Genomic DNA, 23,257 nt, shown 5'->3' with positions numbered 1-23,257 from the left:
CCCTGATAAGTGGACGCCCCCTTGTTCAAAGGTGTCGTTCTTTCTATAGCGTCGTCCTGCCTTTTTGCCACCCTGTACTACTACGCGACCTTGCTCTCAGCCTTCGGAGCCGGTAGCCAGAGGCCAACCGATGCGCGCTGCACGGAGGAGGCTGGCCTTAACAACCAAGCGGTGAAATGGGGCAATAACGAATATGTAGGCCCGGCCTAGACGATTGTGGCAATGGACCACGGTTGAAAAAACGAGTTGGCGACTGCCTTCTGGCTCTGCCTCTCCAGAACACAGGATCGATATCCGGAAGTCGAGGTGCTTGTCGTCCTCTCCCAACACGATTTCAGTCTGGTTCGAGCTGTAGACCTTGAAGATTTGAATCCGATCAGCAAGCGTTGCCAAATGTCTGGCTGTCTTGATACCAAAACAGGCAACGATAGTGTCTCGGACTTTCATGAGCCATCCGATCCAGGATGGCTGGTGGGAAAGGATGAATCGAGCCAGCACATCTGGATTGCTGGAGGTGCCCGCCGGGAGCTGAATCGCAAAAGCGTCCGCCAGGTTCATCGACTCGTAAAGGTGGGTGATGCCGGACCTCGAGGGTACTGGCACGGACATAATGAGTTCAAATTCTCGGGGCATCGGGGATCTCTCCTGAGTTCCAACTACCAATTAGATGACATGCCATGTCGCGTTTCTTGTTGCGATGGTTTGTCGTATAACGCTCCTTGTCGGATGCTGAGCCCGATCAACGCATCATAGAGCTCTTGCTGCCCAGCTGGCAAAACAGGGAGCAACGTTGCACGGCGCTTGCCGACATCGAACCAGGATTCAACCAGCCATCCCACCAGATAGAGCGCCGAAAGGCATCCGCCAGCCGTTGCAACGTTCCCCTGGCAAACAAGTGGCTGGTCCACGGGTTCAAGTCCCAGAGCTTGCAAGCTCGATCGTGCATCCGGGTGTGTAGTTGCTTGGCCGCTGAGCAGCCCAAGCCGTTCGAGAATGAACGCTCCGGCGCATATGGAACCGATTCGCTGGCGTCTGGAGTCAAGTTCAAACGACGGCAGGAAATCCGGGGCGGCAAGTGCAGCGGGTATCCCTTCCTTGCCGCTGACGAACAATACTGCGTCGGCACTATTGGCCTCGGAAAGCGGACCGTGCACCGAAACAGACAGGCCATGCGCCGATCGCACGATAGCGCTGGAACCCAATATCCGGACGTGCCAGTCCTCAGTGTTGCGACCCAAAATGTCCCACATCAGGAACAGGTCGATATCAGTGAATTGGTCGAAAGCAACCAGAACGATTTTCTTCAAGGCGAGCTCCATGAAAAGTGCTAGCGTGCAAAACGCAACGGCTATCTTTGCTGGTGTTCGCAGCGTATCAATCGGTTGCGCGCCATACACAGTCTGTATGGCGCTAAACATGGAGCGAAATAACGGGTGGGAAAATTAACTCGCAACCATTGGATCGCGGCTGGTTTTGAGGCCCTCGACCAAATAGGACATAGTGGTGTTTCGGCCGAGAGTCTATCGCGCCGATTGAATGTGACCCGCGGATCGTTCTATCACCATTTCCGTAATCGCGAAGACTTTGTCCGCACCTTGCTGGCCGCTTGGGAAGAAGACTACACGGAGCGCATGCTCACTTATGCGGCGCAGGGTCGTAGCGCGGGCGAAATCCTGAAACGCTACTTGAGTATTGCCGCTGAGAAACAACCTGGGCGGGAAGTTTCCATCCGAGCCTGGTCGCTGCACGATCCGTTGGTAGGCGAGTTTCAGCAGCGTGTTGACACAAGACGACTGGACTTCGCGATACGGACGTGCCGGCGCTTGGTCCCTTTGCCAGGCGAAGCAGAAGTGATTGGTCGGGTGGCCCATCTGTGCCTGATTGGTGGTCAGCAGGCAGGGCTGCGGCGTGATGCCGCTCGCTTCAACAGTTTCCTGAGTCGAGCCTTTTCACTTTTCGAAGGGGCTATTCCACCGTGGCGCACGCGTCACTAAGACACGTGCACGGGCTTTCCCTTGTGGTTCTGACATGACGTCCGGACGACCAGCGTCATATTCGTAGATCAGCGCCGTGGGCCGGCAGTGCCCAGGCAAGATGCGGGCTTAGTTCACCATCACCTCATCCAGTGCCTGCTCGAGGGTGCTGACCGTGCGCTCGATATTTTGCAGCTTTTCGAGTCCGAACAGACCGATGCGGAAGGTCTGGAAGTCGGCCGGCTCGTCGCATTGCAACGGCACTCCGGCGGCGATCTGTAGGCCGTGGTTGGCAAATTTCTTGCCGTTCTTGATGTCGGCATCATCGGTGTAGCTCACCACGACGCCAGGGGCCTGAAAGCCAGCTGCGGCCACGCTTTTGATGCCTTTGCCGGTCAACATGGCGCGCACCCGATCGCCCAGCGCCTGTTGTTCGTCGCGGACCTTGTCGAAACCGTAGGCTTGCGTCTCTTTCATCACATCGTTGAATCGCGCGAGGGAATCGCTGGGCATGGTCGCATGGTAGGCATGTCCGCCCTGTTCGTAGGCCTGCATGATCTGAAGCCACTTTTTCAGGTCGCAGGCGAAGCTGCTGCTCTGCGTCTGCTCGATGCGTTCGAGGGCCAAGGAACTGAGCATCACCAGGGCGCAGCAAGGGGAGGCGCTCCAGCCTTTCTGCGGTGCGCTGATCAGCAGGTCGACGGCGCATTTGTGCATATCAACCCAAATCGTGCCTGAGGCGATGCAGTCCAGCACGAACAGGCCACCCACCGCATGCACGGCGTCGCCGACGGCCCGCAGGTAGTCGTCGGGCAGGATAATCCCTGAGGAGGTTTCAACGTGGGGGGCGAAGACAATCTGCGGCTTCTGCGCCACAATGGCTGCCAGCACTTCGTCCAGAGGGGGTGGGGCGTAGGCAGCCTGGCGACCCGCGTCGACCGGTCGGGCTTTCAGCACCGTGGTGGCCGCCGGGATGTTGCCCATCTCAAGGATCTGGCTCCAGCGATAACTGAACCAGCCGTTGCGTATCACCAGGCATTGCTGGCCGGTGGCAAACTGTCGCGCCACCGCTTCCATGCCAAATGTGCCGCTGCCCGGAACCACCGCAACAGCCTGGGCGTTGTAGACCTGTTTCAGGGTCCTGGAAATGTTCTTCATCACGCCTTGAAATGACTGCGACATGTGGTTGAGCGAGCGGTCGGTGTAGACCACTGAGTACTCGACCAGCCCCTCAGGATCGATACTGGGATATAGCTTTGACATGGAGTGACTCCTTTGGCAGAGATGTCAGTGGTATCGACCCTGCCTTAAGCCTTGGCAAATGACAAGATTGCTCGGGATGGAATGGCGACTTCTGTCGAGCGGCTGGCATCATCAGGTCGATAACGACCAGTTACGAAGGGCAGCAGCCGACCCATTGCTGCCCTTCATGCAGGGCAGCAATGGATCATCCGTTGAAAAAGTCGGATTTTCAGCCCGCCAGAACTCAGGCATGACTTCCACGCGTAGCGTGAGAACGATCAACCTCAATCAAAACTGCTTTGATGCGCTGGCAATGCGCTGGTACTTACGCAGCTGTCGGTTAATGTTGCGGATATCCAGAAAAAATATCTCTGCGCTACGCCAGAGCAGCATCCACGCGGTGACGGTAACGACTCCCACGGGGATGGTGCCTTCAATGCCCAGAGCCGTGCCTGCCAGCACCAAGGCTAGTGCCAAGCCCAGGAGTGTCAGCGCTACCAGCCGGTGGGTGCGAATATCCCCTCTGAGTTGTTCGCTCTTTTCCGCAAAGGTATTGCTGATGGCTTGCTGCAGGCGTTCTCGCTCATCTTCCGGGCAGCGAATGTGCAGACACAGTTCGGAGTGGTACCAGGCGCTATCTGACAGGTAGTCCACCAGCTCGGGGCTTAGCTTGGGGTTGTCCGGCGAGGCAAACGGATTGAGGTAATCGTGGGTAATCGTCAGATCGATTTTTTTGTCATAACGAACCTTCACCTGATTGAACTGTGGACTGAGATTTTAGTGTTCGAGGTAAAGCTAGTCGCAAGACAGCTGCTCTGCCTGATCGGCAGTTGCACGCGCTGTTGCAAGAGCGGATTTATCCGCGATGCGTTGGCTGAATGTGCGCCGCGACCGTCTGCATCAGCGCTGATTGTTATCACTCTCTCCGTGAGGGACATCAGGCAGCGGGCGGCGCATGCGCGGATAAGGGCTAGAGGCAGCTTTTGGCCGCTTTCTGCCTGTCGCGGTGTCGCTGACCGACTCTGCATGAACACCGTGAGCACCAGGACAGCATCCGGCCACAGCCAGTAAACTGCGGGCCGGAGCTGGATCGGGGAGGAGCGTCATATGTGCATAGGTGAACTTGCCAGGTTGTCGGGGTGCACTCCCAAAGCCATTCGTTTGTATGAGCAACTGGGCCTGCTGGGCCCTCAGCGCCACGGCAGTTACGGGTTGCCCCAAGGGACAGAGTCAAGCGCTGGCGTCATGTCAATCGAAGGTGACGGCACAGGACCAGGCACTTCAAAGGTCATTGGTTTTGTGAAATAACACCACCCATGTATTGATTTAAATCGCGAAAATCCTTAACGCTCCATGAGTGCGGCGATAGCTTTACTCCATTCTCATGCAAGGTTCTTGGAATTAAGTCGCCATTTGGGCGAAGTATTATCGAAGATACAATCACGCCCGGATAATCATTTAATCGTTTTTTGAAAGCGGACGTTGTTAGATCAGGTGTAGGCGGATTGCTTTTATTGGCCAGCGGTCCTGTTGCCTTGAGATCCATTCCGTGGCACATGCTGCATCGCTGTAGATAGAGATTTTTTCCATTAGCATTATCCGCGAAGGATAGTGATGTTTGAGTCAGCGATAAAATTCCTAGCGAAGCGATGAATAATATTTTCATTGTTTTTATCTTCCTTGATGGGGTCGGCGTCGATTGGACGCGATTTGGAGCGCGGGAAAGATATCAGCCATCGCGTCGGCATATAGTCATTTCTGCATTTCTGATGCCCATTAAACCAACAACTTTTCCCGGCGCATCCCGGTGACCATTCTTGGCCGATTTCTTCCTGTCACGATGGGCAGAAAACGACCCAAAGCAGCCCTTGATGTATGTGTGTTGTTGCCATATGTTATTGGCATTCATGGAGGATTCTGACTGATGGCACGCGTGGGATTGATACTGACACCCGGTTTTGCGGACTGGGAATGTGCTTTCATTGCTGGAACTGCGTCTCCGTTTTACGGGATCGACGTCAGGTTTTTCGCTTCTGCTACGGGGCAGTTCCGCTCGCAGGGTGGATTGGCTGTAACTGTCGATAGCAGCTTGCAACAATGTCTGGACTGGAAACCGGACGTTGTTGTCGTCATTGGAGGAATGGTCTGGGAGCGTGCAGAAGCACCGGATATTCGAGAGTTTCTTCATGCTAGTCGTTCAAGTGGAGCGACAATTGCCGGTATCTGTGGGGGAACGCTGGCACTTGCGAGGGCCGGGCTTCTCGACACGGTTCCTCATACATCGAACAGCGCTGACTTCTTACAGCAGAATGCCGTAGGTTATGAGGGGCGCACGCTTTATCGATGCAGTGCAGTGGCTGTGGTTGCAGACCGCATTATAACTGCTCCAGGCCCTGCACCCGTTAGCTTCACCTGCGCAGTGTTCGAAGCTGCCGGGCTATCTTCAGAGATCACTTCTCAATTCAGGTCAATGTTGGCAGCGGAACATCGGTGACTGCTTCGTCCTACAAAACAGCCGATCTGTTGCGTCGACCGGTTGAATCCACAACCCAAAGCTGCCGTTGGTGAACGCCAAGATCCGGCCAGATTCGGACGTTTGTTGCTGCGAGCATTTTCGAACTTTCCCAAGCATTGTCATTGATGAATACGAAGGACGCATCGCTATAGCTGCGTCTGCCCGATGGTAGCCCGGCGGTGTAGTTTTTTATCACCGGACAACCGGTCATTTGAGCGAATTTATGGCCTAAAAAAACTTTCCAGTGCTGGAGTTTAAGGACTTGTCAAAGCCTAGCCAACCCTATTTTTTCTCCCGATGCGTACTCTCTCCATATGTTAATGACTTTTATTGCAAATCGAGTCTTGGCAGTTAGAGCTGAAAATTCAATAGCTGGAAGATTCTCGACACGGAGATGCTTGGCAACCATCTGGGAAAAATCCCAGAAAAATTGAGTGTCTTGTTCTCGCCATATTGGGCTGGATGCGACCGTATTCAGTACCATGTTAAAGACATCCTCACACCAGCAATTTTCAACTGTTTGGCAGACAATATGCAATGCTGCAGGATGGGCATAGGAGTCTTGCAGTTCTCTTTCAAGAAGTTTGATACGACTGTCAGTTGGCTTGCGATTGCTTACGACCAACAGCACTGAAAGACGCGCCCATTTGTCAGTTATGCCAGTCAGCACATCATCGATATAAAAGTCATCTACGTCAGATAGCATCTCGCGCTGGAGCTCAACTAGACCTTCATATCCGTTTGTGTGAAAGGGCAGCAGGAGAAGCAAGTCGTCGCGCGATAGTAGGTGACGGGCCTTAGCCGCGGCAGGAATCAGCTCTGCCGCAAGACCTCCTAAATGAATAAGCATGTGCTCTGACTTGATGGAGTTAAATACTTGGAGATCAGCGGGTGAAAGGTATGAATAGTCATTACTATCTACTGCATGACGAATCCTTGCCAGTCGCTCTATCATTATTGAAAGACTTGTAGCTGCCTTAGTCGTAAATCCAAGTGCTCCCACTAGCGCAAATACCCTGGATGTAGTCCAGTCGTACGAATTTTCCTCCTCTGACAATCCCTTTTCGCATAAACTCAGTAGTTCCTGCTTTGGGGTGAGGGCAGAGTGCACTATTTCAATAAAGTAGTTACAAGCATTGCCTCTGTCCGAGGTCCATTTATCAATACAAGACAATGCATATAGGGGAATCGCGGGGCTATCACATCGGTGAGCCAACTGCCACAACCGGAACTTTCTTAGATCTGTAGCGTGGGGTAGGTCTCGTTCAATAGTAGAGACCATGTCGTGCGGCAATTCCGCTTTCTTCAGTACATCAAAGATAAGTTGTTGTAGATAATATTCCGAATGATTATACGGCTCGCCAGGCATCGCCTCTGCCATGGCACATTCAAAGGCCATACGTATGTCGATATCTACGCCGATTCCGGCCGCTGTTCTTATCAGCCTAGCCTTGTCGTGTAGTTCGACGTGCTCTAGCAGTACCTCATCAAAAATTTTCTTTGCTTGCGAAGGCGCAATAGCATGGAGCGCGTATAAGCCAATCTGAAAAGCTATCAAGTCAGAGGCAGCTCGTAGGTGCCGCTCAATGACCGGTGCGTCGCTGAGATCTTTCTCATAGGCGAGGAGAAATAGCGATTCACCCACTGGCTCCCCAGGATCGCATAGGGATAGCCTTTCTCTTGCAAGGCTGATTCGAATTGATAAAGGGGCGGCCTCCCAGATAGCGACATCTCCACCCGAAAATTTTATGGGGGTTGATTTGAATTTATCAATTTTAGGAAGCAAACCTCTGAGATAAATTGCATCTCCTGCAGAGGCGAGCGCACGGAAGGCTGAATATCTTATTTGGCTGTCGGCCTCGCTCGTAGCCTCCCTCAATCGTCTCATAGCTTTGGGGCTACCTAGTCGGGCAAGCGCATACAGTCCCTGCAGTTGAAAGATCTCGGGCACCTCTGGCGCAATTGATCTACTCAACATTTCTACCGCTATATCTTGAAGATCGCTTGGAAGCTCTCTAGCAACTCGAGCTCCTAAAATTAGATCAACATCAAGTACAGCTCTAAGGAAATTTTCCATGTGCTCGCGTGAGACTAACCTTGCAGCAAACACCCAAGCATCATCTGCTACCGATTCACGCAGAGACTCTAGATGGTTGCGCCATCCTTGAGCCAGCATTGCAGCTGACAGGCTACCCGCTAACAGTTGATGCCCAAAACCGATATATCCTCTTTCAGAGATGCGCAATAGCTCATGACTGACCAGAATATCAACTACTTCTGTGTCCTTAAGATCCGTTATTCCAAGTGCGTCGCTGCAGTGATTTTTTGATTCGCGAATCCACTTTCCAGCTTCGCTTATAGGGAGCTCAAGGCGTTTATTGATAAATATGCACTGAAATGCTAGCGCACTAGCAAGCTGAAGTAAAACCGTTGAATGAACCTCTGACTGTGGAAAATCTGCGTTGCGAATTGATCGTGATTTTAGCAGTACTTCAATCATCTCACTTAGAGTGCTAGGGATCGCGGACTTTAGTTTCCAAACTCGCAAGGCGACTTTAACAGCAAACGGGGTCCAAAGAAGGAATGATCCAGAATTTTCGGCAAGTGACAAATAGTTCTTCGTGAAGATATCAGTCGCTTGCCGATCAAGCTCACTTTCTGCTATCCGTCGAATAACGACAGGAGTGATGCTCTGGACTTCCACGCACTCCAGCGGGAATTGCGGCAGAATAATATTGCTCAGCCTATTGGGCTCCCGAGACGAAATGACGCAAGCAATACGCTTGCGCCTAAGTAAGGGGGTTAGCTCGCCAAGAAACGCCGTCATGTTGACATGAGTACATTCGTTTAAGCCATCACAAAGTAGTAGCACCTTGTCCGGTAGCAAGCGCCAAGTGCCGTAATTAGCACTGAGCTCCTGATTAATTAGTCGATCAAGAGCACCTGGGACATATGTCGCCAACGAAATCAAAATCGGCAATACGCATTCCGGACTTGTTTGCAATGCTCTGGCACGGATTAGAGCCAGTGAGGTAGATTTCCCGACTCCCCCTTGCCCTACTAGAAGTGCAAGATCGCCCAAATCAAGCTGTAGAAATCCGTCAACATTATTGAAGCTTTGTAGTGCTGCTTTTCGACCCGCATTGGCATTCACTGCCGTGGCAATGGAAATACCTGTTGGCAAGTCAGTGCTGACAAAGCGTGGTTCAATGGTGGTTTCGAAATGACGATATTCGGCTATGTAGGCCAAACGATCAAAGGCTGCGCGAGGATTATCCCGCACAACTGTCGCTATCCGGAAGTAACGCTGTGCCACCTCTAGTATCGCCTCCCAACGGGGAGACAACGCAGCGTCGAATTCTTTAAGATTCCAAGCTGTGAGGTGATCAAGCTTAAGTACATACGATTCCGCGATAGTCCGAGGCGTCTCCCCTCGCTGCTCTAGCTTCACTCGCAGGGACACGAGCTCTCCATCAGTGGCGTTTTGCAAGGCATTTCCGACTTCAATGGCTATTTCCTGTCGTGAGATGGCCCGCAATGCGCTGACTACTTTCTTGCGGACACCTCCAGTGCAAATAAATCGGTGTTCTCCAATATTTGAGCCTTCCAGCGCTGACGTAGCCGCAACTTTTGCAAGCTCCTTTGTCAGCTGCCCCATGTCCAGAGGTTGACCTTGTCGCTTGCATTGAACGCACACGAGGCGGCCAGTTGCCACAATATCCCCTTGAACATCGAATCCCCCATCTCCAGAGCCAGATGGCTTGCCAGTAATTCTCAGGCCAAGTACGTCCTGAATACTGAGGAGGCAACCAAAAACAAAATTTTCGAAATCGTCCGAACTTAGTCGGTCAATAGGAAAACCTAGACCCTCGTAATATGGTGTTTGGTTGGAGACGGTATTTGGATCGTTTAACATTTATTTTGTCTAATTTATAATCACACGTTCACTTGGCGTCTTTTTTACTTAATTGAAGACCTGAGTGGTAATTCAAGTTTCGCACCTTACAAGGCGGTCAAGGAGCCGAGTTTGAAAGGTGATAGACGACAAAGATGTTGGTAGCTTTTTGTACCCATACGACAAGCTGCCCGATGCTCACTTAGGAGTCAAGAACCGGAAGGCAAAGCAGCTCACGCTTCGTATTCTCTAGATGTGACCTGGGGGCGGTCGAAGGAGGACGTGGTCTTCGTGCTCTGAACAACAGAAATAGAATGCAGGTCAGGCACTCACATAAGCCCAACAGGGTAACTGGTTTGTGCTGTGGGAGGTAACCAAACCGATTAGAAGGACACCGATCATATAGGTGACTAAGGCTCACAATCATAGCCTCCGCCCCAAAACTCCACTTTTTTCTTACCTAAGAGGACTGCTTTCTGGAACTGAATCTGAAGCTAACTATGACAGCTTTGGATCGTCTGCCGCCCTTGACGAGACGCAAAAATCAGCCATTGGAGTCATTTGGTTGGTCTCTGAATCGCCCCTAATTTCGTAGACTAACTTGAAAGTCCGCTCCTGGCCGATTGCCGCCTTCCGTAAATGGCAGCAATCGCCTGAGATCCGCTAGTGAGTCTTCAACCAAACAACCCCCCGCCGACATCCATCAAACGAACTCACCGCCGCACTTCAGCCACCAACAACAACGACTGCGGCACAGGACTCTGCGGGTGCTGTGGCTCCTGCAGGCCCGTCAGTTGAAAACCGGCCATGTCCAACGCATTGAGCCAGCTGGACAAGGTGCGGAAGTACCACGGCATGGGTTGCCACTGTCCCTTGAACCCGGTGAAGGTTTCTTGCCGCCAGCCATCCTGATAGTCGCCTGCCGCTGCGCTCCACGGATGCAGTGTCTGGATCACCAGCGCGCCGCCGGGGGCGAGCAGGGCGTTCATGGCGGTGAGCAGGGGGATGATGTCCTGGTGCAGCAGGGCGAAGTTGGCGCAGATCAGGTCGTAGTCGCTGCCGATGTCCACTTTGGCTTGCGCCAACTGTTCATAGTTCGCCAGATGCACCGGCGAAGAACCTGCCGCCCGCGCCGCCTCGACCAGCGTCGCATCGCCGTCCACACCGACCCCATTGATCGCCCGTTCAGCCAGCGCCCGCAACAGCCAGCCTTCGCCGCAGCCCAGGTCGAGCACGCGTTCGGGCTGACGGCTTGCCACTGCCAGCAGGATCGCCTGGTCGGTGACCTTGAGGCGGCTTTCGATGGCGCCGGTGCGGATCGCGTCGATCCAGGATTGGGCGTTGTGGTGCCAGCTATCGAGAAGGGTCGATTCGGGGGCGGGCATGTCGATGTCCGGAGTTGTGGGTTGGAGAGAAGGATAGGGCAAGTGCGCGTGCAGGGGACCCTGTCAGTGACGCTGCATTATTTTCTGCACTCTGCCAACACCACCTGGCAGGTATCCGGCGCGCCACCGGAGCGTCCGGCGTAGCGAATGCAATTGTCCATGGATTTTTGGCGGGCCATGTCGAGGGTGGAACCCCAGGCCAGGCCACCCTCGCCGACAGTGGGCAGCGCTTTGGCGTAGCAAGGTGAGCCTGCGTTTGAGGCCCAAGTGCGAGGCGTGGCAGTGTTGCGTGCGCAGCCCGCTGTCAGCGCCAGGTTGATGGCGAGCAGGGCGGGCAAGACCCATGACCCGCATGGGCGCGCGGTTTTTCCGGTCATCCCGTGTTCCCTGTATAAAGAGGCGTGTTTGTATCCTGCAGTTTAGACGCTGTTGCGTCTGCCCTTTGCCCGGCTTGGCGCATTTGGGGGCAGTTGCCGGGAGGGCATTTTTGAACCCGTGCCTGTCCAGAAAAGTAGAAATTTTGGCGTCATGAAATATACGGTTACGCTGCCGATACGCCGCTTGCAAAGTCCCTGCCTTGATCTTTAATAGTTACTGATGGAGGACGCGTAATCCCATCAAATATGTCTTAAATATCAAGGGCTAAGCGAAAGTATCAAGTCCCGCCTGGATCTTTCTCTGATTTCACGACAGATAGCTCAAAGGATGACGAAGAAATGAAAGAGAAGCTGGCGGCCGTTATCCGAAAACTTATTTCTCCTTCATTACGCTATGAAATCAGGAACGCGGCAACCTGGCTGCGGGACATCCTGGGGCGTGCATGTTTCTGGAAGTGGGAGATTGCCCGCTTCAAGCTGCAGAAGGACAGTCCTTACGAATTCCTCTACATCGGCAGGAAAAAACAGCGGGAAATGGCCAAGCTGCTCATCGGCGGGAAGTCCCAGGGGCCGCCCGATACAGTCGACGGCGAACCGGCACCTGCCGCGTCGCATCATGTGGTGGTGGTCAGTGAAGCGCCGTCCCCGGGGGCCTTGAATGTGCCCCTCTACCTGAGTGCCGTCGTACCGCTTGGGCGCCCCATCGAAGACATCACCGCCAAATACGATAGCGAGTTGCGTCGAAACATCCGCAAGAACCGACCGCGCTACCGGATGGTCCAGACGCTGCTGGATGACGAAATCGAAAAGGCCGACAGGGAAATGCTTCGACCTTATGCCGAAGCACGGCAAGGCATCCACGCTGCGCAGTTTCCCTCTCAGGAAGTCTTGAGAATCGCCAAGACCGTCGGCCGGCTCGACCTGATCATGCTGGAAGACGAGGTGGTTGCCTGCCACCTGGGTTGCGTCGTCACTCGTGGCGGCAAGCGCTACTGGAGCACGCTGCGTTTCGGGTACGTCGAGCCGATTTTTTCAGATGCGAAAAAACTGCGCGAGGTTAACTCGATTACCACCTTCATGGCACTTGAATGGGCCATCGACAATGGCTTCGATTATTACGACATCGGTCTTTGCGTGGCCCGTCCGGATGACGGGCTGCTGAAATGGAAAAGACGGCGCGGCGGTGATATCGATTCCCTGGGAAACCACGCGTACATGTTCGTCCGGCTGCCCAAGACCGGGAGAGCCAGATTCCTCTGGGACACGCCGCTGTTTGCTGTCGAAGGCAAGGAAATAACCTTGCACCTTGGCCTGCCGGACGGGCCAAGCGATGAGGAAGTCGCCAGCCGTTATCACGAAATGGTGTTTGGCGGGCTGCACAAAATTTACCTGTATTGCGCCAAGAGCTCGGGCGAACAGTTTCTCGACACCTTGCGCAGTCGCTATGCCAATTTGCAGACACAACCCGTCATGGAACGGATTCCATCCAGCTGAGCCATTTCCAGGACTGAATAATGACAGCGCTCGCACCTGACTATTGACCCTGCCCGCAGGGAGGACTCTTCATGGAAAGCGATCTCTCGCCAATCAGCACGTCGACCGCTGGCAATCAAAAAAAATGGACCCTGGCTGCCTACAAAAACATGGCGAGAAAAAGACTCGCACGCAAAGCCGATATCAACTTGAAAAGCATCGCGCTGAAAAGTTGGGATATTGCGCCGGGCGAAACGACCCATTCTCCGTCGGCGTTCTACCTGCCCGGTCAAATGGACCGCGTGACAGGGTGGGAGGCGAAGCGCTTTTATCCTTTCGAGCATCCCGCGCGCACCATGCAGGGGCTGGGCGACGTAGAACAAGGCCCGACCCGTGGCTACTTGCTCAAGGACGTCTGGATGATCGATGGCGCGCTCTACAAGGACAACGCCAGTCTGTGGCTGTCGCTCAAGCCAGGCATGTTCCCGCGCATTACCGTGGACACCGAGATCGATCGCGCCGCCGTCTACTGCACGCAAAACGGCAATACCTGGTTTGGAACCTGGTTGATGGAAGACTGCCCGACCTATTCCCTGGCCTGCGATGAAGGCGTGCCGGTGACCACCGCGCCCTCCGCCAGGTTTCCGTTGTTTACTCAGGCTCCCGCTTACGAAGACTGGTTTGGCATGAAACCGGTGCGCCTGCACAGTGCGTTTTTTCGTGAACTCGTGCTGTTCGACGACTTGAGCAACAATCGAAACAGGCATCTGCGTTACCGGGCCATGGGGGAAAAACTGCTGTCGCACGTCAAGCATGAGGCTCACCCCGGCGTGTTCATTCTGCGCGGTGGCGACGGTGACTTGCGCTTTTTGCGCAATGAGCTCGAGGTCGCTGAACACCTGCGCAAGAGCAGGGGGTTCCGCGTTCTCGATCCTTTGAAAACCGATGTGCCGACCATCGTGGCGACCTGCGCCGGGGCGCGGACGGTGGTGGGGGTCGAAGGCAGTCAGCTGGTGCACGGCGTCAATGTGCTCCAGCCGGGCGGTTCGTTGCTGGCACTGCAGCCACCGAACCGTTTCGTCAGCTACTACAAGTTCCTGACGGATCGCGACAGGCAGAATTTCGGCTTCGTGGTCGGAACGCCAGAGGGCGACGGCTTCAAAATCGACATTCAAGAGGTCGAACGCACACTGGACCTGTTCCCGTCATGACGGCCTGAGGGAACCCCGGCAAAAGACTTTCCGAACGGGTTTACGCCTGATCCCCAAACACCGGCCGGAAAAAACTCCGCTCATAGCTGAGGATGAATTTTTTATCCTCGGCATACTTGAACGCCGCGATGCAGTCCGCGTCGTTCATGGAGTCCTGCCGATAGCGCTCGTACTCGGCAAGGCTCGCAAAAGTGAACATCGCCAACGCGATGTTGTTGGCGCCCTCGGACGGCAGGAAATAGCCGTGGTGCTGGCCACCGAATTTTTCCACCAGTGGAATCCACAACTTTGCGTAGTGTTCGAATGCGCTGATCTGGTACGGGTCCAGCACGTACTTCAGGTAACAAGTGACCATGTGTTCGCTCTCTTCTACGGGAGGGTTAAACCATTCAAAGGCTGTTCAGCCATTCGGCAGTTTCGCAGATCACCTGGCTGCATGGGAGTCTTCACTGAACCCTGTATCCCGTAAATGCGAGCCATCTGTGTCTATCGGCCACATCGCGAGGTTGTTACGTTTGCGCCTCTTCCGTATTCGATGAGGTAAAAATGGATCTCACCGCCATCCCGTTCGGGACGACCGACTGGTCGACGATCGAACCTGTCACCCATGCCGGCCAGACCGGAAACGCCTATTGGCGAACCTGTCAGTTTGGTTCGACGCGTGTGCGAATGGTTGAATACAGCCCCGGATACCTCGCCGATCATTGGTGCTGGAGAGGTCATATCCTGTTGTGCCTGGAAGGCGAGTTGCACACGGAGCTGGAGGACGGTCGACAATTCACGCTGACGGCCGGCATGAGTTATCAGGTGGGCAACAATGCTGAAGGGCATCGGTCGTTCACCACCAGCGGCGCGAAATTGTTCATTGTGGATTAAGCGCCGGATTGAATTTCGCCACTGGCCGTAGCGCTGGGTATCTCTGTTGGAGATAACCGCGATCGTATTAATTCGCTTCTTGAGATATATCCCGCGCGCGTAGTGTCTGCCCTGTCTGAAGTAGAGAAGGGCGGATGATGAACAGGTTGAACACAACGATCGCCAATGCGCAGCCCGCGTTGCGGCCAGCCAGCGCAGGCTGGGCAACGGTGGCAGGCTTTGCTGCAAGCCTGGTCGGCATCGGCCTTGCGCGGTTCGCTTATACGCCGTTGCTTCCAGCGATTATCGGCGCCCACTGGTTTGATCCGTCCAAGGCCGCTTACTTGGGTGCCGCCAACCTTGCCGGGTATCTGGGCGGCGCCATTTTCGGCCGTTCCGTGGCGGCGAAAACCTCAACGGTGTTCATGCTCAGAGCAATGATGCTGCTGGCCAGTGTGGCGTTTTTCGCGTGTGCCTACCCCGTGTCGTTCACGTGGTTCTTCGCGTGGCGATTCCTGTCCGGCACCGCCGGTGGCGCGTTGATGGTGTTGGCCGCTCCGACCGTTTTGGCCCATGTCCCGCTGTCCAGGCGCGGATTGGTCGCCGGGGTCATATTCATGGGCGTGGGCGTTGGCATTGCCCTTTCCGGAACGCTGGTGCCGCTCTTGCTTCAACAGGGCCTGGGCGAAACATGGCTGGGCCTTGGCCTGATATCCCTGCTGCTCACAGCCCTTGCCTGGCGGGGCTGGCCGAAAGAACCCGCGCCGGCCGCCGAAACGACGCACCACCCGCGCCCGGCACGCAACGGGACACTCAAGGCGCTGTACATCGAGTACGCCCTCAACGCTGCCGGCTGGGTGCCGCACATGATTTTCCTGGTGGACTTCGTTGCCCGGGGCAGGGGCGAAGGTCTTCAAGTGGGGGCGCAGTACTGGGTTCTTTTCGGCATTGGCGCGACTGTCGGGCCACTGCTTGCCGGCGCACTGGCGGACCGGATCGGGTTTGGTCGCGCATTGCGGCTGTCGTTCATCGTCGAGGCCTTCGCCGTCATTGTCCCTGTCCTTGGGCTCGGAGCCGGTTGGTTGATGGCCTCCAGCGTTGTCGTCGGGGCGTTTGTGACCGGGACCGTGCCGCTGGTGTTGGGGCGGGTCCATGAAATTCTCGCCCACCATCCCGCCCAACACAGTTCGGCCTGGCAAACAGCCACCGTCGGATTTGCCTTGTTCCAAGCGGTCGCCGCCTATGGCTTGTCGTTCCTGTTTTCCTACAGCGACGGGAACTACAGCGTGCTGTTCATCATGGGGACCTCGGCCATGCTGCTTGCGTTTGTGATTGATGTGTTCGCAGGTGCGAAAAGCTCCAGCGATTCCCGGAGCCTTTGACACCGTGAATTACTCCGATCGAAACGTGATGTATTGGCGCCGCAACCTGACCGTTTGTGTGTTCGGCTCGTTCACGACACTGGTCAGCCTGAGCATGTTGTTGCCCTTTTTACCGTTGTACGTTCAACAACTGGGCGTGACGTCGCAGGCGGACGTGGTGCAATGGTCGGCCGTGGCATTCGGCGCGACTTTTTTCGGCACGGCGATTACCGCGCCGTTGTGGGGGCGCCTGGCTGACCGCTATGGCCGAAAACCCATGCTGGTCAGGGCGGCCATCGGGATGGCCGTTGTCATGTCGTTGATCGGGCTGGCCCGGAACGTTACCGATCTGGTTGCACTGCGTCTCATCGCCGGGCTCATCGGTGGCTACGCATCGGCGTCCATCGTCATGATCGGGTCGCAGGTCCCGCGCGAAAGGGCGGGTTGGGCACTCGGTGTCTTGTCCACGGGGGCCTTGTCCGGCAACTTGATCGGGCCACTGGTTGGCGGTTTTTTACCTGAGCTTGTCGGTATTCGCGGCACCTTTTTTGTCGGTGGAGCAATGATTGCGGTCGCCGCCATGACCACCATCCTGTTTGTTCGTGAGGATTTCGACCGAGCGTCGGACGCCAGACAACGGGACAGGAAAAACCGGCCTGAGGGCGCCGGTTCGAAATGGCCGGTCATCGCTGCACTGCTCATGACTGCGATGATGGTGCTGTTGGCCAACATGTCGATCGAGCCGATCATCACCGTCTACATCGGCGATCTCGGCGTACCGGTTGATCATCAGGCGCGGATAGCCGGCGTGGTCATGGCCTGTTCCGCGTTGGGCAGTATCCTGACCGCCGCCAGACTGGGGGCGCTGGCCGACCGGGTGGGCGGCTGGAGCGTGATTGTCGGTTGCCTGTTGTTAACCGCCGTGGTCATGGTGCCCCAGGCGTTCGTCACGCAATGGTGGCAACTGGCGGTATTGCGCGGCGTCATGGGCATGACCATTGCCGGGCTCCTGCCCGCGATTGCCAAGTTGATCCGGCATTCGGTCGAAGAGCACAACACCGGCAAAATCCTCGGTTACCTGCAATCGGCGCAGTTCTCAGGGCAGGTGATAGGTCCCTTGATTGGCGGCCAGATTGGCGCCCATCTCGGCTTGCATCATGTGTTCCTGGTGACGGCGGCATTGCTGGTGTTATGCGCCTTGATGAACAGCCGGGTGAGGAACCTGGGCGACACCGTCCAGACGAACGCTGTCCAGAAAAGTGGATAACGCACTGGAAAAGTAGCCATCAAGGCGCCTGACGAACACCGTCTCTACATCGGCGATGTCTGGCGCGAGTTCATGCACGTTGACCAACCCCTCGCGCAAGGCGTTCGCCACAACGCCTCGGGGCAACAACGTGACTCCGACGCCCGCCGACACACAGGCAATGATCGCTTCAATCGAGCCAAACTCCAGTGGCTCAGGCGCCAGGATGCCCAGGTTGGCCAGCAGGGAATCCAGGCGCTGGCGGTAGGAGCAGCCGATTCGAAAGACCACCGTCTTCAGATTGTCGACCGCGGCGACCGCGTCCAGCGTGTCAATGGCACAGGACGTGACCAGCACGAGTTCTTCGCGGAAGGCTTGTTCACTGATCAATTCCGGATGATTGACCGGGCCCACGACAAACGCCCCTTCGAGCTTACAGTCGATGACGCCCTGGATCAGGCTGCAGGTGGTGCCGGTGCGAATCACCGGGCGAACCTCCGGGTAAGCCTTGGCAAACTTTGCGATCAGCCGTGGAAGGCGCAGCGCCAGCGTCGTCTCGAGCGTACCGATCTCGAAGACACCTTTTGGATGCCCATCATCGCGCGCAGCGCAGGATGCATCGGACAGGAGCCGAGAAAGGCGGGCGGCGAACGGCAGGATCCGCCGCCCAGCCGGCGTGACCTGGACCCCTCTGGCGCTGCGTTGGAACAGCGCCACCCCGAGCTCGTCCTCCAGCGACCGAATCCTCGCGGACACGTTGGACTGCACGGTGTTCAGCTCGCTCGCAGCCTTGTTCATGCTGCCGTGGCGCGCAACCGCATCGACCACCTTCAGATCCGTGACATCCATCGAATTCACCTATCTCTAAAACCAATAACCAACCGCAAATAAACAGCGTTCAGCAGATTAGTTTTGGTGTGCGGCAAAGGCAAGCAATGGCCGACATAGGGAGCGATTGAATTCATCAAAAAAGATCATACGCATCATTAATGATCGTTTTACATGATCTTTGGCCGGGCATAGGTTGAGGGTGCAAATACACCGCAGCCAGTGGCAAATCGAGTCTTCGAATTTGAGGCTGTGGAACAACAATAACTGTCCACTGCTACACGGAGTCAACGTGAACCATGCATCCGAGTCAGCCAGAATTCGCAACCATCCCCGGTACCAGGATTTGGTATCACGGCAGCGAAGATTCGTCGCTTGTCTTACTGCCGCCACCCTTGTCCCGTACTTCACGTTCATCCTCGTCGCGGCGTTCGCGCCCCAGCTTCTAGCGCAGAAACTCTCCGCAACCAGCATCATCAATATCGGTTGGCCGCTGGGCGTCGCCTTCATCGTTGGGGCCTGGTTGTTTACCGGTCTGTACATCCTGCGCGCCAACGGCGAGTTCGATGACCTCACCGCAGAAATTCGCGAGGGGGCCATCGTATGAAACCCATTCTTCGGTACCTCATTGCGCCTTCTCTGTTGGGCGCGGTCGCGACGTGCGCCTCGGCCGCCGACGTCTTGCAGACGGTGGAAAAACAGCCGCTGAACATCACCGCTATCGCGATGTTTCTGGTCTTCGTGCTGACGACCCTGGGCATCACTTATTGGGCCGCTTCCAAGACCAAATCGATGGATGATTTCTACAACGCCGGCGGCGGCATCACCGGTTTCCAGAACGGTTTGGCACTGGCGGGGGACTACATGTCGGCGGCGGCGTTACTGGGCGTCACCAGCATGATTTTCTTCAACGGTTTTGATGGCGTGCTCTACTCGATCAGCTTCTTCGTCGCCTGGCCGTTGCTGTTGTTCCTGTTCGCAGAGCGCATCCGCAATCTGGGGCGCATCACCATCTCGGACATCGCCTCGTTCCGGCTCGATCAAAACCGGATCCGCACCATGACCGCGTTCGGCTCGTTGACCGTGGTCTGTTTTTATCTGGTGGTGCAGATGGTCGGAGCAGGGCAGTTGATCCAGCTGCTGTTCGGTCTTCCCTACAACTACGCGGTGATCGCTGTCGGTCTGTTGATGGCGATCTACGTGACGTTTGGCGGGATGGTCGCCACCACCTGGGTGCAGATCATCAAGGCAGGCTTGCTGCTGGTGGGCGGGACATTGCTCGCCGTGTTGGCGTTGAGCAAGTTCGGCTTTTCGTTCGAGCTGCTGTTCGAAAAAGCGGTAGCCGCCCATCACGATGGCGAGCGGATCCTGCTGCCGAGCAAGCTGGTGGCCGACCCCTTGGCGCTCATCTCGCTGTCGCTGGGCCTGGTCTTCGGTACCGCAGGATTGCCGCATATCCTCATGCGCTTTTTTACCGTGCCGGACGCCAAGCAAGCGCGTAAATCGGTATTCGTCGCGACAGGTTTCATCGGCTTCTTCTACCTGATCGTTGCGGTGTTGGGGTTGGCAGCCATCGTGATCGTCGGGCAAGACCCGGCCTTCTACGAGTCCGGCATTGTCGGTGGAAAGCTCATCGGCGGCGGGAACATGCCGGTGATGCATCTGGCAAAAGCCGTCGGCGGCGACCTGCTATTGGGCTTCATCTCCGCCGTCGCGTTTGCCACGATCCTGGCCGTGGTCTCGGGGCTCACCATGGCAGGCACCTCGGCGATTTCACACGACCTCTATGTCCAAGTCTTCCGCAAAAGCCGTGCGGATGCGAAAGACGAGCGGCGTGTGTCGAAGATCGCCTCGGTCGGCATCGGCATCGTTGCGGTGGTGCTGGGTATTTTGTTCAAGGACCAGAACATCGCCTTCCTGGTCGCGCTGACCTTTGGCGTGGCGGCCTCGGTCAACTTCCCGATCCTCGTGCTTTCGATGTACTGGAAAGGGCTGACCACACGCGGGGCGTTGATCGGTGGCATCGCCGGGCTGGTGAGCTCGGTCAGCCTGGTGATTCTCTCGCCGGCGGTGTGGGTCAAAGTGCTGGGCAATACCGACGCCATCTTTCCCTTCGACTACCCGGCCATCATCTCGATGAACGTGGCGTTCCTGTTTACCTGGCTCGGCTCGGTCACCGACCGCAGTCACGGGGCAGCGCTTGAACGCGAGCGTTTCGATGATCAGCTCATTCGCGCCCGCACGGGCCTTGGCGCATCGCAAGCGGTCAGCCACTGAGACGCGGCACACCTTCATCGCGATGAAGGTGTGCCGGTCATTTCCATACCCTGAATTGTGCTCTCTGCAAAAGGAGTCAGCCATGCAACTTCGAGACAATGGCTTAAGGTTTTCACCTATCACGGTCGTGCTGCACTGGGTCGTGGCGTTGTCGCTGCTCGCCATCCTCAGCTTGCAGGTGATGATCGGCCAGGCGTCCAGTGAGGCCGGGCGGATGTCGTTGGTCCACCTGCAAAACCTGATGGGGCTGATCCTGTTTCTCGTATCGATCTATCGGTTCTGGGCCAGGATCACCGCTTACCACCCGCTGCCGGTGGGCACGCCCAATCCTATTGAAGTGATCATCAGCCGTTCTGTTGCGGTGGCGCTCGCCCTGGCGATGGTGCTGCTGCCGGTCGCGGTGTGGGCCTCGCGGGCGGCGGCCGGCGAGGGCGTCGGGCTGCCCGGAGGCTTTTCGATTCCGGCGCTCTTGCCCACCAATGCAGCGCTGAAGCAGGTGGTCGATGTGCTGTTCGATATCGGGGCGTCGGCGTTCCTGGCCGGCCTGGCCTTGCATGTCTTCGGTGCGCTCAAGAATCACTTTCTCCTGAAGAACAACACGCTCAAGCGGATGCTTGGAAAACATGTGGAGCTGTGAGCCATGAACGAAGCCAGATTCGATTTTGCAGGTAACGCCATCACTCAATTGTGTGGCGTGAAATACCCGATTTTTCTCGGCGGGATGGCGGCGATTTCCGGCCCGCCGCTCGTTGCGGCAGTCGCCAACGCCGGGGGTTTGGGTGTGGTGGGCGGCTTGCGCCTGCCACCATTGACCTTGCGCCGATGGATACAGGAAACCCGCGCGCTGACCGACAAACCCTTTGGCGTGAACTTGGTGCCGCAGTTCGGCGGCCCTGATGTGTTTGAAGCGCAATTCCAGGTGGTCCTCGAAGAAAAACCACGACTGCTCTCCTTGTTTTACGCCGAGGCCTATTCCGCCGACATGATTCCCCGGGCCAAAGACGCGGGGCTGGTGGTCATGGTGCAAACGGGCTCGGTGGAGCTGGCGAGAATCGCCATCGCGCAAGGCGCTGACATCATCGTGGCGCAAGGCAGTGAAAGTGGCGGTCATTTGAATCGAGGCACCATCGGCATCATGCCGTTGCTGACGTCCATCCTTGCGGTATCCGAGGGACGGCCGGTGCTGGCGGCTGGTGGCATCACCAACGGTGACGACGTTCGGGCGCTGATGTCGCTCGGCGCGTCTGGGGTGGTGGTGGGCACCGCGTTTATTGCCACCGACGAGTCGAATGCGCACCCGCTCTACAAGCAAAAGATTGTCGAGGCGACGACGGATGACACCGAGTACCGGACCGGGTATTCGTTCGGCTGGACCTACGGCACGCCGCACCGGGTGATCCCCAATCGTGACAAGTGGAACCTGCTGCGCTTCATCGGCGGTGGCGCCCGCGCAATTGACAAACCGCGCATGGCCAAGAAGCTGTCGCTGTACGCGGGGCAGGGCGTTGGCAAAATCCACAGCGTCGTCCCCGCTGCCGAGCGTGTGGCGGAGCTTGCCCTTGGCTTGTAGTCAGTCGCTCCTCGATTAACCTGTAGGAGCGAAGCTTGCTCGCGAAGGCGGTAGTGCATTCAGTTTCAATAGTGAATGCCCTGATGCTTTCGCAGGCAAACCGGAACGCCGCACCGCTCGCAACTACAGTGTCGAACTGAGTGTTTTACGCCGCCGGCCGGGCAATCTGCTCCTGCGCCAGACCGATGAACGCGCTCATCGCCGAGGTGATCATCGAGTCGTTCCTGCGGATGAACACGGTCGAGACGTTGGCGAATTCGGCCGGTAGCGTGTGGCAGCGAATCGCATGCCGCACGCTGCAATTCTCTGCGATGGCTTTGGGCAGCAAGGTCACGCCCATGCCCGCCGCGACGCATGACAGGATGCCATCGAGGGTGCCCAGTTCCATGATCTGGTTGGGCACCAGCCCGACTTGGTAGAACCAGTTTTCCAGGGTGGAGCGATAGAAGCACCCGGTCCGGAAGACCAGCACGGTTTGCTGGGGGATTTTCTCGATGAGCGCGGGCAGTGACTCGAAGCGGTTGCTGCTGACCAGCACCAGTTCCTCTTGAAAAACCTCTTCCTGCGCCAACGCCGGGTTCTGGTGAAACCCACCGACAAACGCGCCATCGAGTCGATGGGCTTCAATCGCCTTGATCAGCTCGACCGTCGTCCCGGTCAGCAGCGACAGTTGCACTTCGGGATATTGCTCGCGGTACTTCGTCAGCACCTGCGGCAAGCGAATGGCCGCCGTGGTTTCCATCGAGCCCAGCCGCAGCAGGCCGGTCGGAACGCCGGTGTCCGTCAACGCATTGCGACTCTCTTCTGTCAGCTGCAGGATGCGCCGCGCATAACCGAGGAAGGTCTCGCCCGCCGACGTGAGCACCACGCCGGATTTCTTGCGGATGAACAGCTCCCGATTCAGTTCGGCTTCCAGCTCCTTCACCCGCATGGTGACGTTGGACTGCACCGTGTTCACGTTGACGGCGGCTGCGGTGAAGCTGCCGAGTTCGGCAACCGCGCAGAATATCTTCAGTTGGCGCATTTCCATGATCGTCACCATCCATCAT

Annotated in this window: 23 protein-coding genes; 12 read left to right on the top strand and 11 right to left on the bottom strand. The window is 56.4% G+C overall.

The annotated features are described in order from the left end of the window. Positions 1–96 precede the first annotated feature (96 nt). Together K5R88_RS10135 and K5R88_RS10130 are read right to left on the bottom strand one after the other, a co-directional pair. The gene (locus tag K5R88_RS10135) at positions 97–633 is read right to left on the bottom strand and encodes a DUF2867 domain-containing protein (protein WP_226299909.1); all 537 of its coding nucleotides are present in this window, start codon (positions 631–633) and stop codon (positions 97–99) included. A gap of 23 nt (positions 634–656) precedes the next feature. Further along, positions 657–1,307: a DJ-1/PfpI family protein gene (locus K5R88_RS10130; RefSeq protein ID WP_226299908.1), complete on the bottom strand. Its 651-nt coding sequence runs from the start codon at positions 1,305–1,307 to the stop codon at positions 657–659. A gap of 126 nt (positions 1,308–1,433) precedes the next feature. On the opposite strand from K5R88_RS10130, the gene K5R88_RS10125 reads away from it, so the two are divergent. Continuing rightward, positions 1,434–1,994 carry a TetR/AcrR family transcriptional regulator gene (locus K5R88_RS10125; protein WP_226299907.1) on the top strand — a complete coding sequence of 187 codons (561 nt, stop codon included), beginning with the start codon at positions 1,434–1,436 and terminating at the stop codon, positions 1,992–1,994. Between the two features lie 108 nt (positions 1,995–2,102). Here K5R88_RS10125 and K5R88_RS10120 read toward each other — a convergent pair whose 3' ends face one another. Together K5R88_RS10120 and K5R88_RS10115 are read right to left on the bottom strand one after the other, a co-directional pair. Then, the gene (locus K5R88_RS10120; protein WP_226299906.1) at positions 2,103–3,236 is read right to left on the bottom strand and encodes an aminotransferase class V-fold PLP-dependent enzyme; all 1,134 of its coding nucleotides are present in this window, start codon (positions 3,234–3,236) and stop codon (positions 2,103–2,105) included. 267 nt (positions 3,237–3,503) lie between these two features. Further along, positions 3,504–3,968 (bottom strand): hypothetical protein, encoded by a 465-nt coding sequence (locus K5R88_RS10115; RefSeq protein ID WP_226299905.1) that lies wholly within the window; start codon positions 3,966–3,968, stop codon positions 3,504–3,506. A gap of 354 nt (positions 3,969–4,322) precedes the next feature. Here K5R88_RS10115 and K5R88_RS30905 point away from each other — a divergent pair, with 354 nt between their 5' ends. Beyond that, on the top strand, positions 4,323–4,523 hold the full coding sequence (locus tag K5R88_RS30905; RefSeq protein ID WP_228750503.1) for a MerR family DNA-binding transcriptional regulator: 201 nt from the start codon (positions 4,323–4,325) through the stop codon (positions 4,521–4,523). Here the strand turns inward: K5R88_RS30905 and K5R88_RS10105 are convergent. Next, entirely contained in the window at positions 4,504–4,881 is a 378-nt protein-coding gene (locus K5R88_RS10105) for a cytochrome c (RefSeq protein WP_223449245.1), read from the bottom strand. The genes K5R88_RS30905 and K5R88_RS10105 overlap by 20 nt on opposite strands. Positions 4,882–5,139: 258 nt before the next feature. Between K5R88_RS10105 and K5R88_RS10100 the strand changes: the two genes are divergently transcribed. Then, the gene (locus tag K5R88_RS10100; RefSeq protein ID WP_226299904.1) at positions 5,140–5,709 is read left to right on the top strand and encodes a DJ-1/PfpI family protein; all 570 of its coding nucleotides are present in this window, start codon (positions 5,140–5,142) and stop codon (positions 5,707–5,709) included. Between the two features lie 286 nt (positions 5,710–5,995). Here the strand turns inward: K5R88_RS10100 and K5R88_RS10095 are convergent, their stop codons facing one another. The 3 genes from K5R88_RS10095 to K5R88_RS10085 all read right to left on the bottom strand — a co-directional run bounded on the left by K5R88_RS10095 (position 5,996) and on the right by K5R88_RS10085 (position 11,387). Further along, a complete protein-coding gene (locus K5R88_RS10095; RefSeq protein ID WP_226299903.1) occupies positions 5,996–9,646 on the bottom strand; it encodes a restriction endonuclease in 3,651 nt (1,216 codons plus the stop codon). 692 nt (positions 9,647–10,338) lie between these two features. Further along, positions 10,339–11,010 (bottom strand): class I SAM-dependent methyltransferase, encoded by a 672-nt coding sequence (locus K5R88_RS10090; RefSeq protein WP_192418662.1) that lies wholly within the window; start codon positions 11,008–11,010, stop codon positions 10,339–10,341. Positions 11,011–11,087: 77 nt separating this feature from the next. Beyond that, entirely contained in the window at positions 11,088–11,387 is a 300-nt protein-coding gene (locus K5R88_RS10085; RefSeq protein ID WP_008039747.1) for a hypothetical protein, read from the bottom strand. 339 nt (positions 11,388–11,726) lie between these two features. Between K5R88_RS10085 and K5R88_RS10080 the strand changes: the two genes are divergently transcribed. Both K5R88_RS10080 and K5R88_RS10075 read left to right on the top strand, forming a co-directional pair. Continuing rightward, positions 11,727–12,881: a GNAT family N-acetyltransferase gene (locus K5R88_RS10080; protein WP_226299902.1), complete on the top strand. Its 1,155-nt coding sequence runs from the start codon at positions 11,727–11,729 to the stop codon at positions 12,879–12,881. Between the two features lie 71 nt (positions 12,882–12,952). After that, positions 12,953–14,071: a glycosyltransferase 61 family protein gene (locus tag K5R88_RS10075; RefSeq protein WP_226299901.1), complete on the top strand. Its 1,119-nt coding sequence runs from the start codon at positions 12,953–12,955 to the stop codon at positions 14,069–14,071. A 40-nt stretch (positions 14,072–14,111) separates the two neighbouring features. On the opposite strand, the gene K5R88_RS10070 is transcribed toward K5R88_RS10075, so the two are convergent. Next, entirely contained in the window at positions 14,112–14,426 is a 315-nt protein-coding gene (locus K5R88_RS10070) for an NIPSNAP family protein (RefSeq protein ID WP_008029420.1), read from the bottom strand. 191 nt (positions 14,427–14,617) lie between these two features. Here K5R88_RS10070 and K5R88_RS10065 point away from each other — a divergent pair, with 191 nt between their 5' ends. The 3 genes from K5R88_RS10065 to K5R88_RS10055 all read left to right on the top strand — a co-directional run bounded on the left by K5R88_RS10065 (position 14,618) and on the right by K5R88_RS10055 (position 17,554). After that, complete coding sequence (locus tag K5R88_RS10065; protein ID WP_008029418.1) at positions 14,618–14,947, top strand: DHCW motif cupin fold protein; 330 nt, start codon at positions 14,618–14,620, stop codon at positions 14,945–14,947. A gap of 137 nt (positions 14,948–15,084) precedes the next feature. Continuing rightward, on the top strand, positions 15,085–16,308 hold the full coding sequence (locus tag K5R88_RS10060; protein WP_317851265.1) for a YbfB/YjiJ family MFS transporter: 1,224 nt from the start codon (positions 15,085–15,087) through the stop codon (positions 16,306–16,308). Between the two features lie 4 nt (positions 16,309–16,312). Beyond that, positions 16,313–17,554: an MFS transporter gene (locus tag K5R88_RS10055; protein WP_226299900.1), complete on the top strand. Its 1,242-nt coding sequence runs from the start codon at positions 16,313–16,315 to the stop codon at positions 17,552–17,554. Here the strand turns inward: K5R88_RS10055 and K5R88_RS10050 are convergent. After that, on the bottom strand, positions 17,477–18,382 hold the full coding sequence (locus tag K5R88_RS10050) for a LysR family transcriptional regulator (RefSeq protein ID WP_226299899.1): 906 nt from the start codon (positions 18,380–18,382) through the stop codon (positions 17,477–17,479). The genes K5R88_RS10055 and K5R88_RS10050 overlap by 78 nt on opposite strands. 271 nt (positions 18,383–18,653) lie before the next feature. Here K5R88_RS10050 and K5R88_RS10045 point away from each other — a divergent pair, with 271 nt between their 5' ends. The 4 genes from K5R88_RS10045 (at position 18,654) to K5R88_RS10030 (ending at position 22,208) form a co-directional block, all read left to right on the top strand. Then, complete coding sequence (locus tag K5R88_RS10045) at positions 18,654–18,968, top strand: DUF485 domain-containing protein (protein ID WP_008029410.1); 315 nt, start codon at positions 18,654–18,656, stop codon at positions 18,966–18,968. Beyond that, positions 18,965–20,638: a cation acetate symporter gene (locus tag K5R88_RS10040; protein WP_226299898.1), complete on the top strand. Its 1,674-nt coding sequence runs from the start codon at positions 18,965–18,967 to the stop codon at positions 20,636–20,638. The genes K5R88_RS10045 and K5R88_RS10040 overlap by 4 nt, the downstream gene beginning before the upstream one ends. Before the next feature lie 82 nt (positions 20,639–20,720). Next, the gene (locus K5R88_RS10035) at positions 20,721–21,275 is read left to right on the top strand and encodes a cytochrome b (protein WP_226299897.1); all 555 of its coding nucleotides are present in this window, start codon (positions 20,721–20,723) and stop codon (positions 21,273–21,275) included. Between the two features lie 3 nt (positions 21,276–21,278). Then, a complete protein-coding gene (locus K5R88_RS10030) occupies positions 21,279–22,208 on the top strand; it encodes an NAD(P)H-dependent flavin oxidoreductase (RefSeq protein WP_192229017.1) in 930 nt (309 codons plus the stop codon). Positions 22,209–22,353: 145 nt separating this feature from the next. Here K5R88_RS10030 and K5R88_RS10025 read toward each other — a convergent pair whose 3' ends face one another. Continuing rightward, positions 22,354–23,238: a LysR family transcriptional regulator gene (locus K5R88_RS10025; protein ID WP_008039770.1), complete on the bottom strand. Its 885-nt coding sequence runs from the start codon at positions 23,236–23,238 to the stop codon at positions 22,354–22,356. Positions 23,239–23,257 lie beyond the last annotated feature (19 nt).

Source organism: Pseudomonas sp. MM213 (assembly GCF_020423045.1).
GTDB lineage: Bacteria > Pseudomonadota > Gammaproteobacteria > Pseudomonadales > Pseudomonadaceae > Aquipseudomonas > Aquipseudomonas migulae.
Note: the sequence above shows the minus strand (reverse complement) of the source record. Positions and strands in the feature narration are given on the sequence as shown.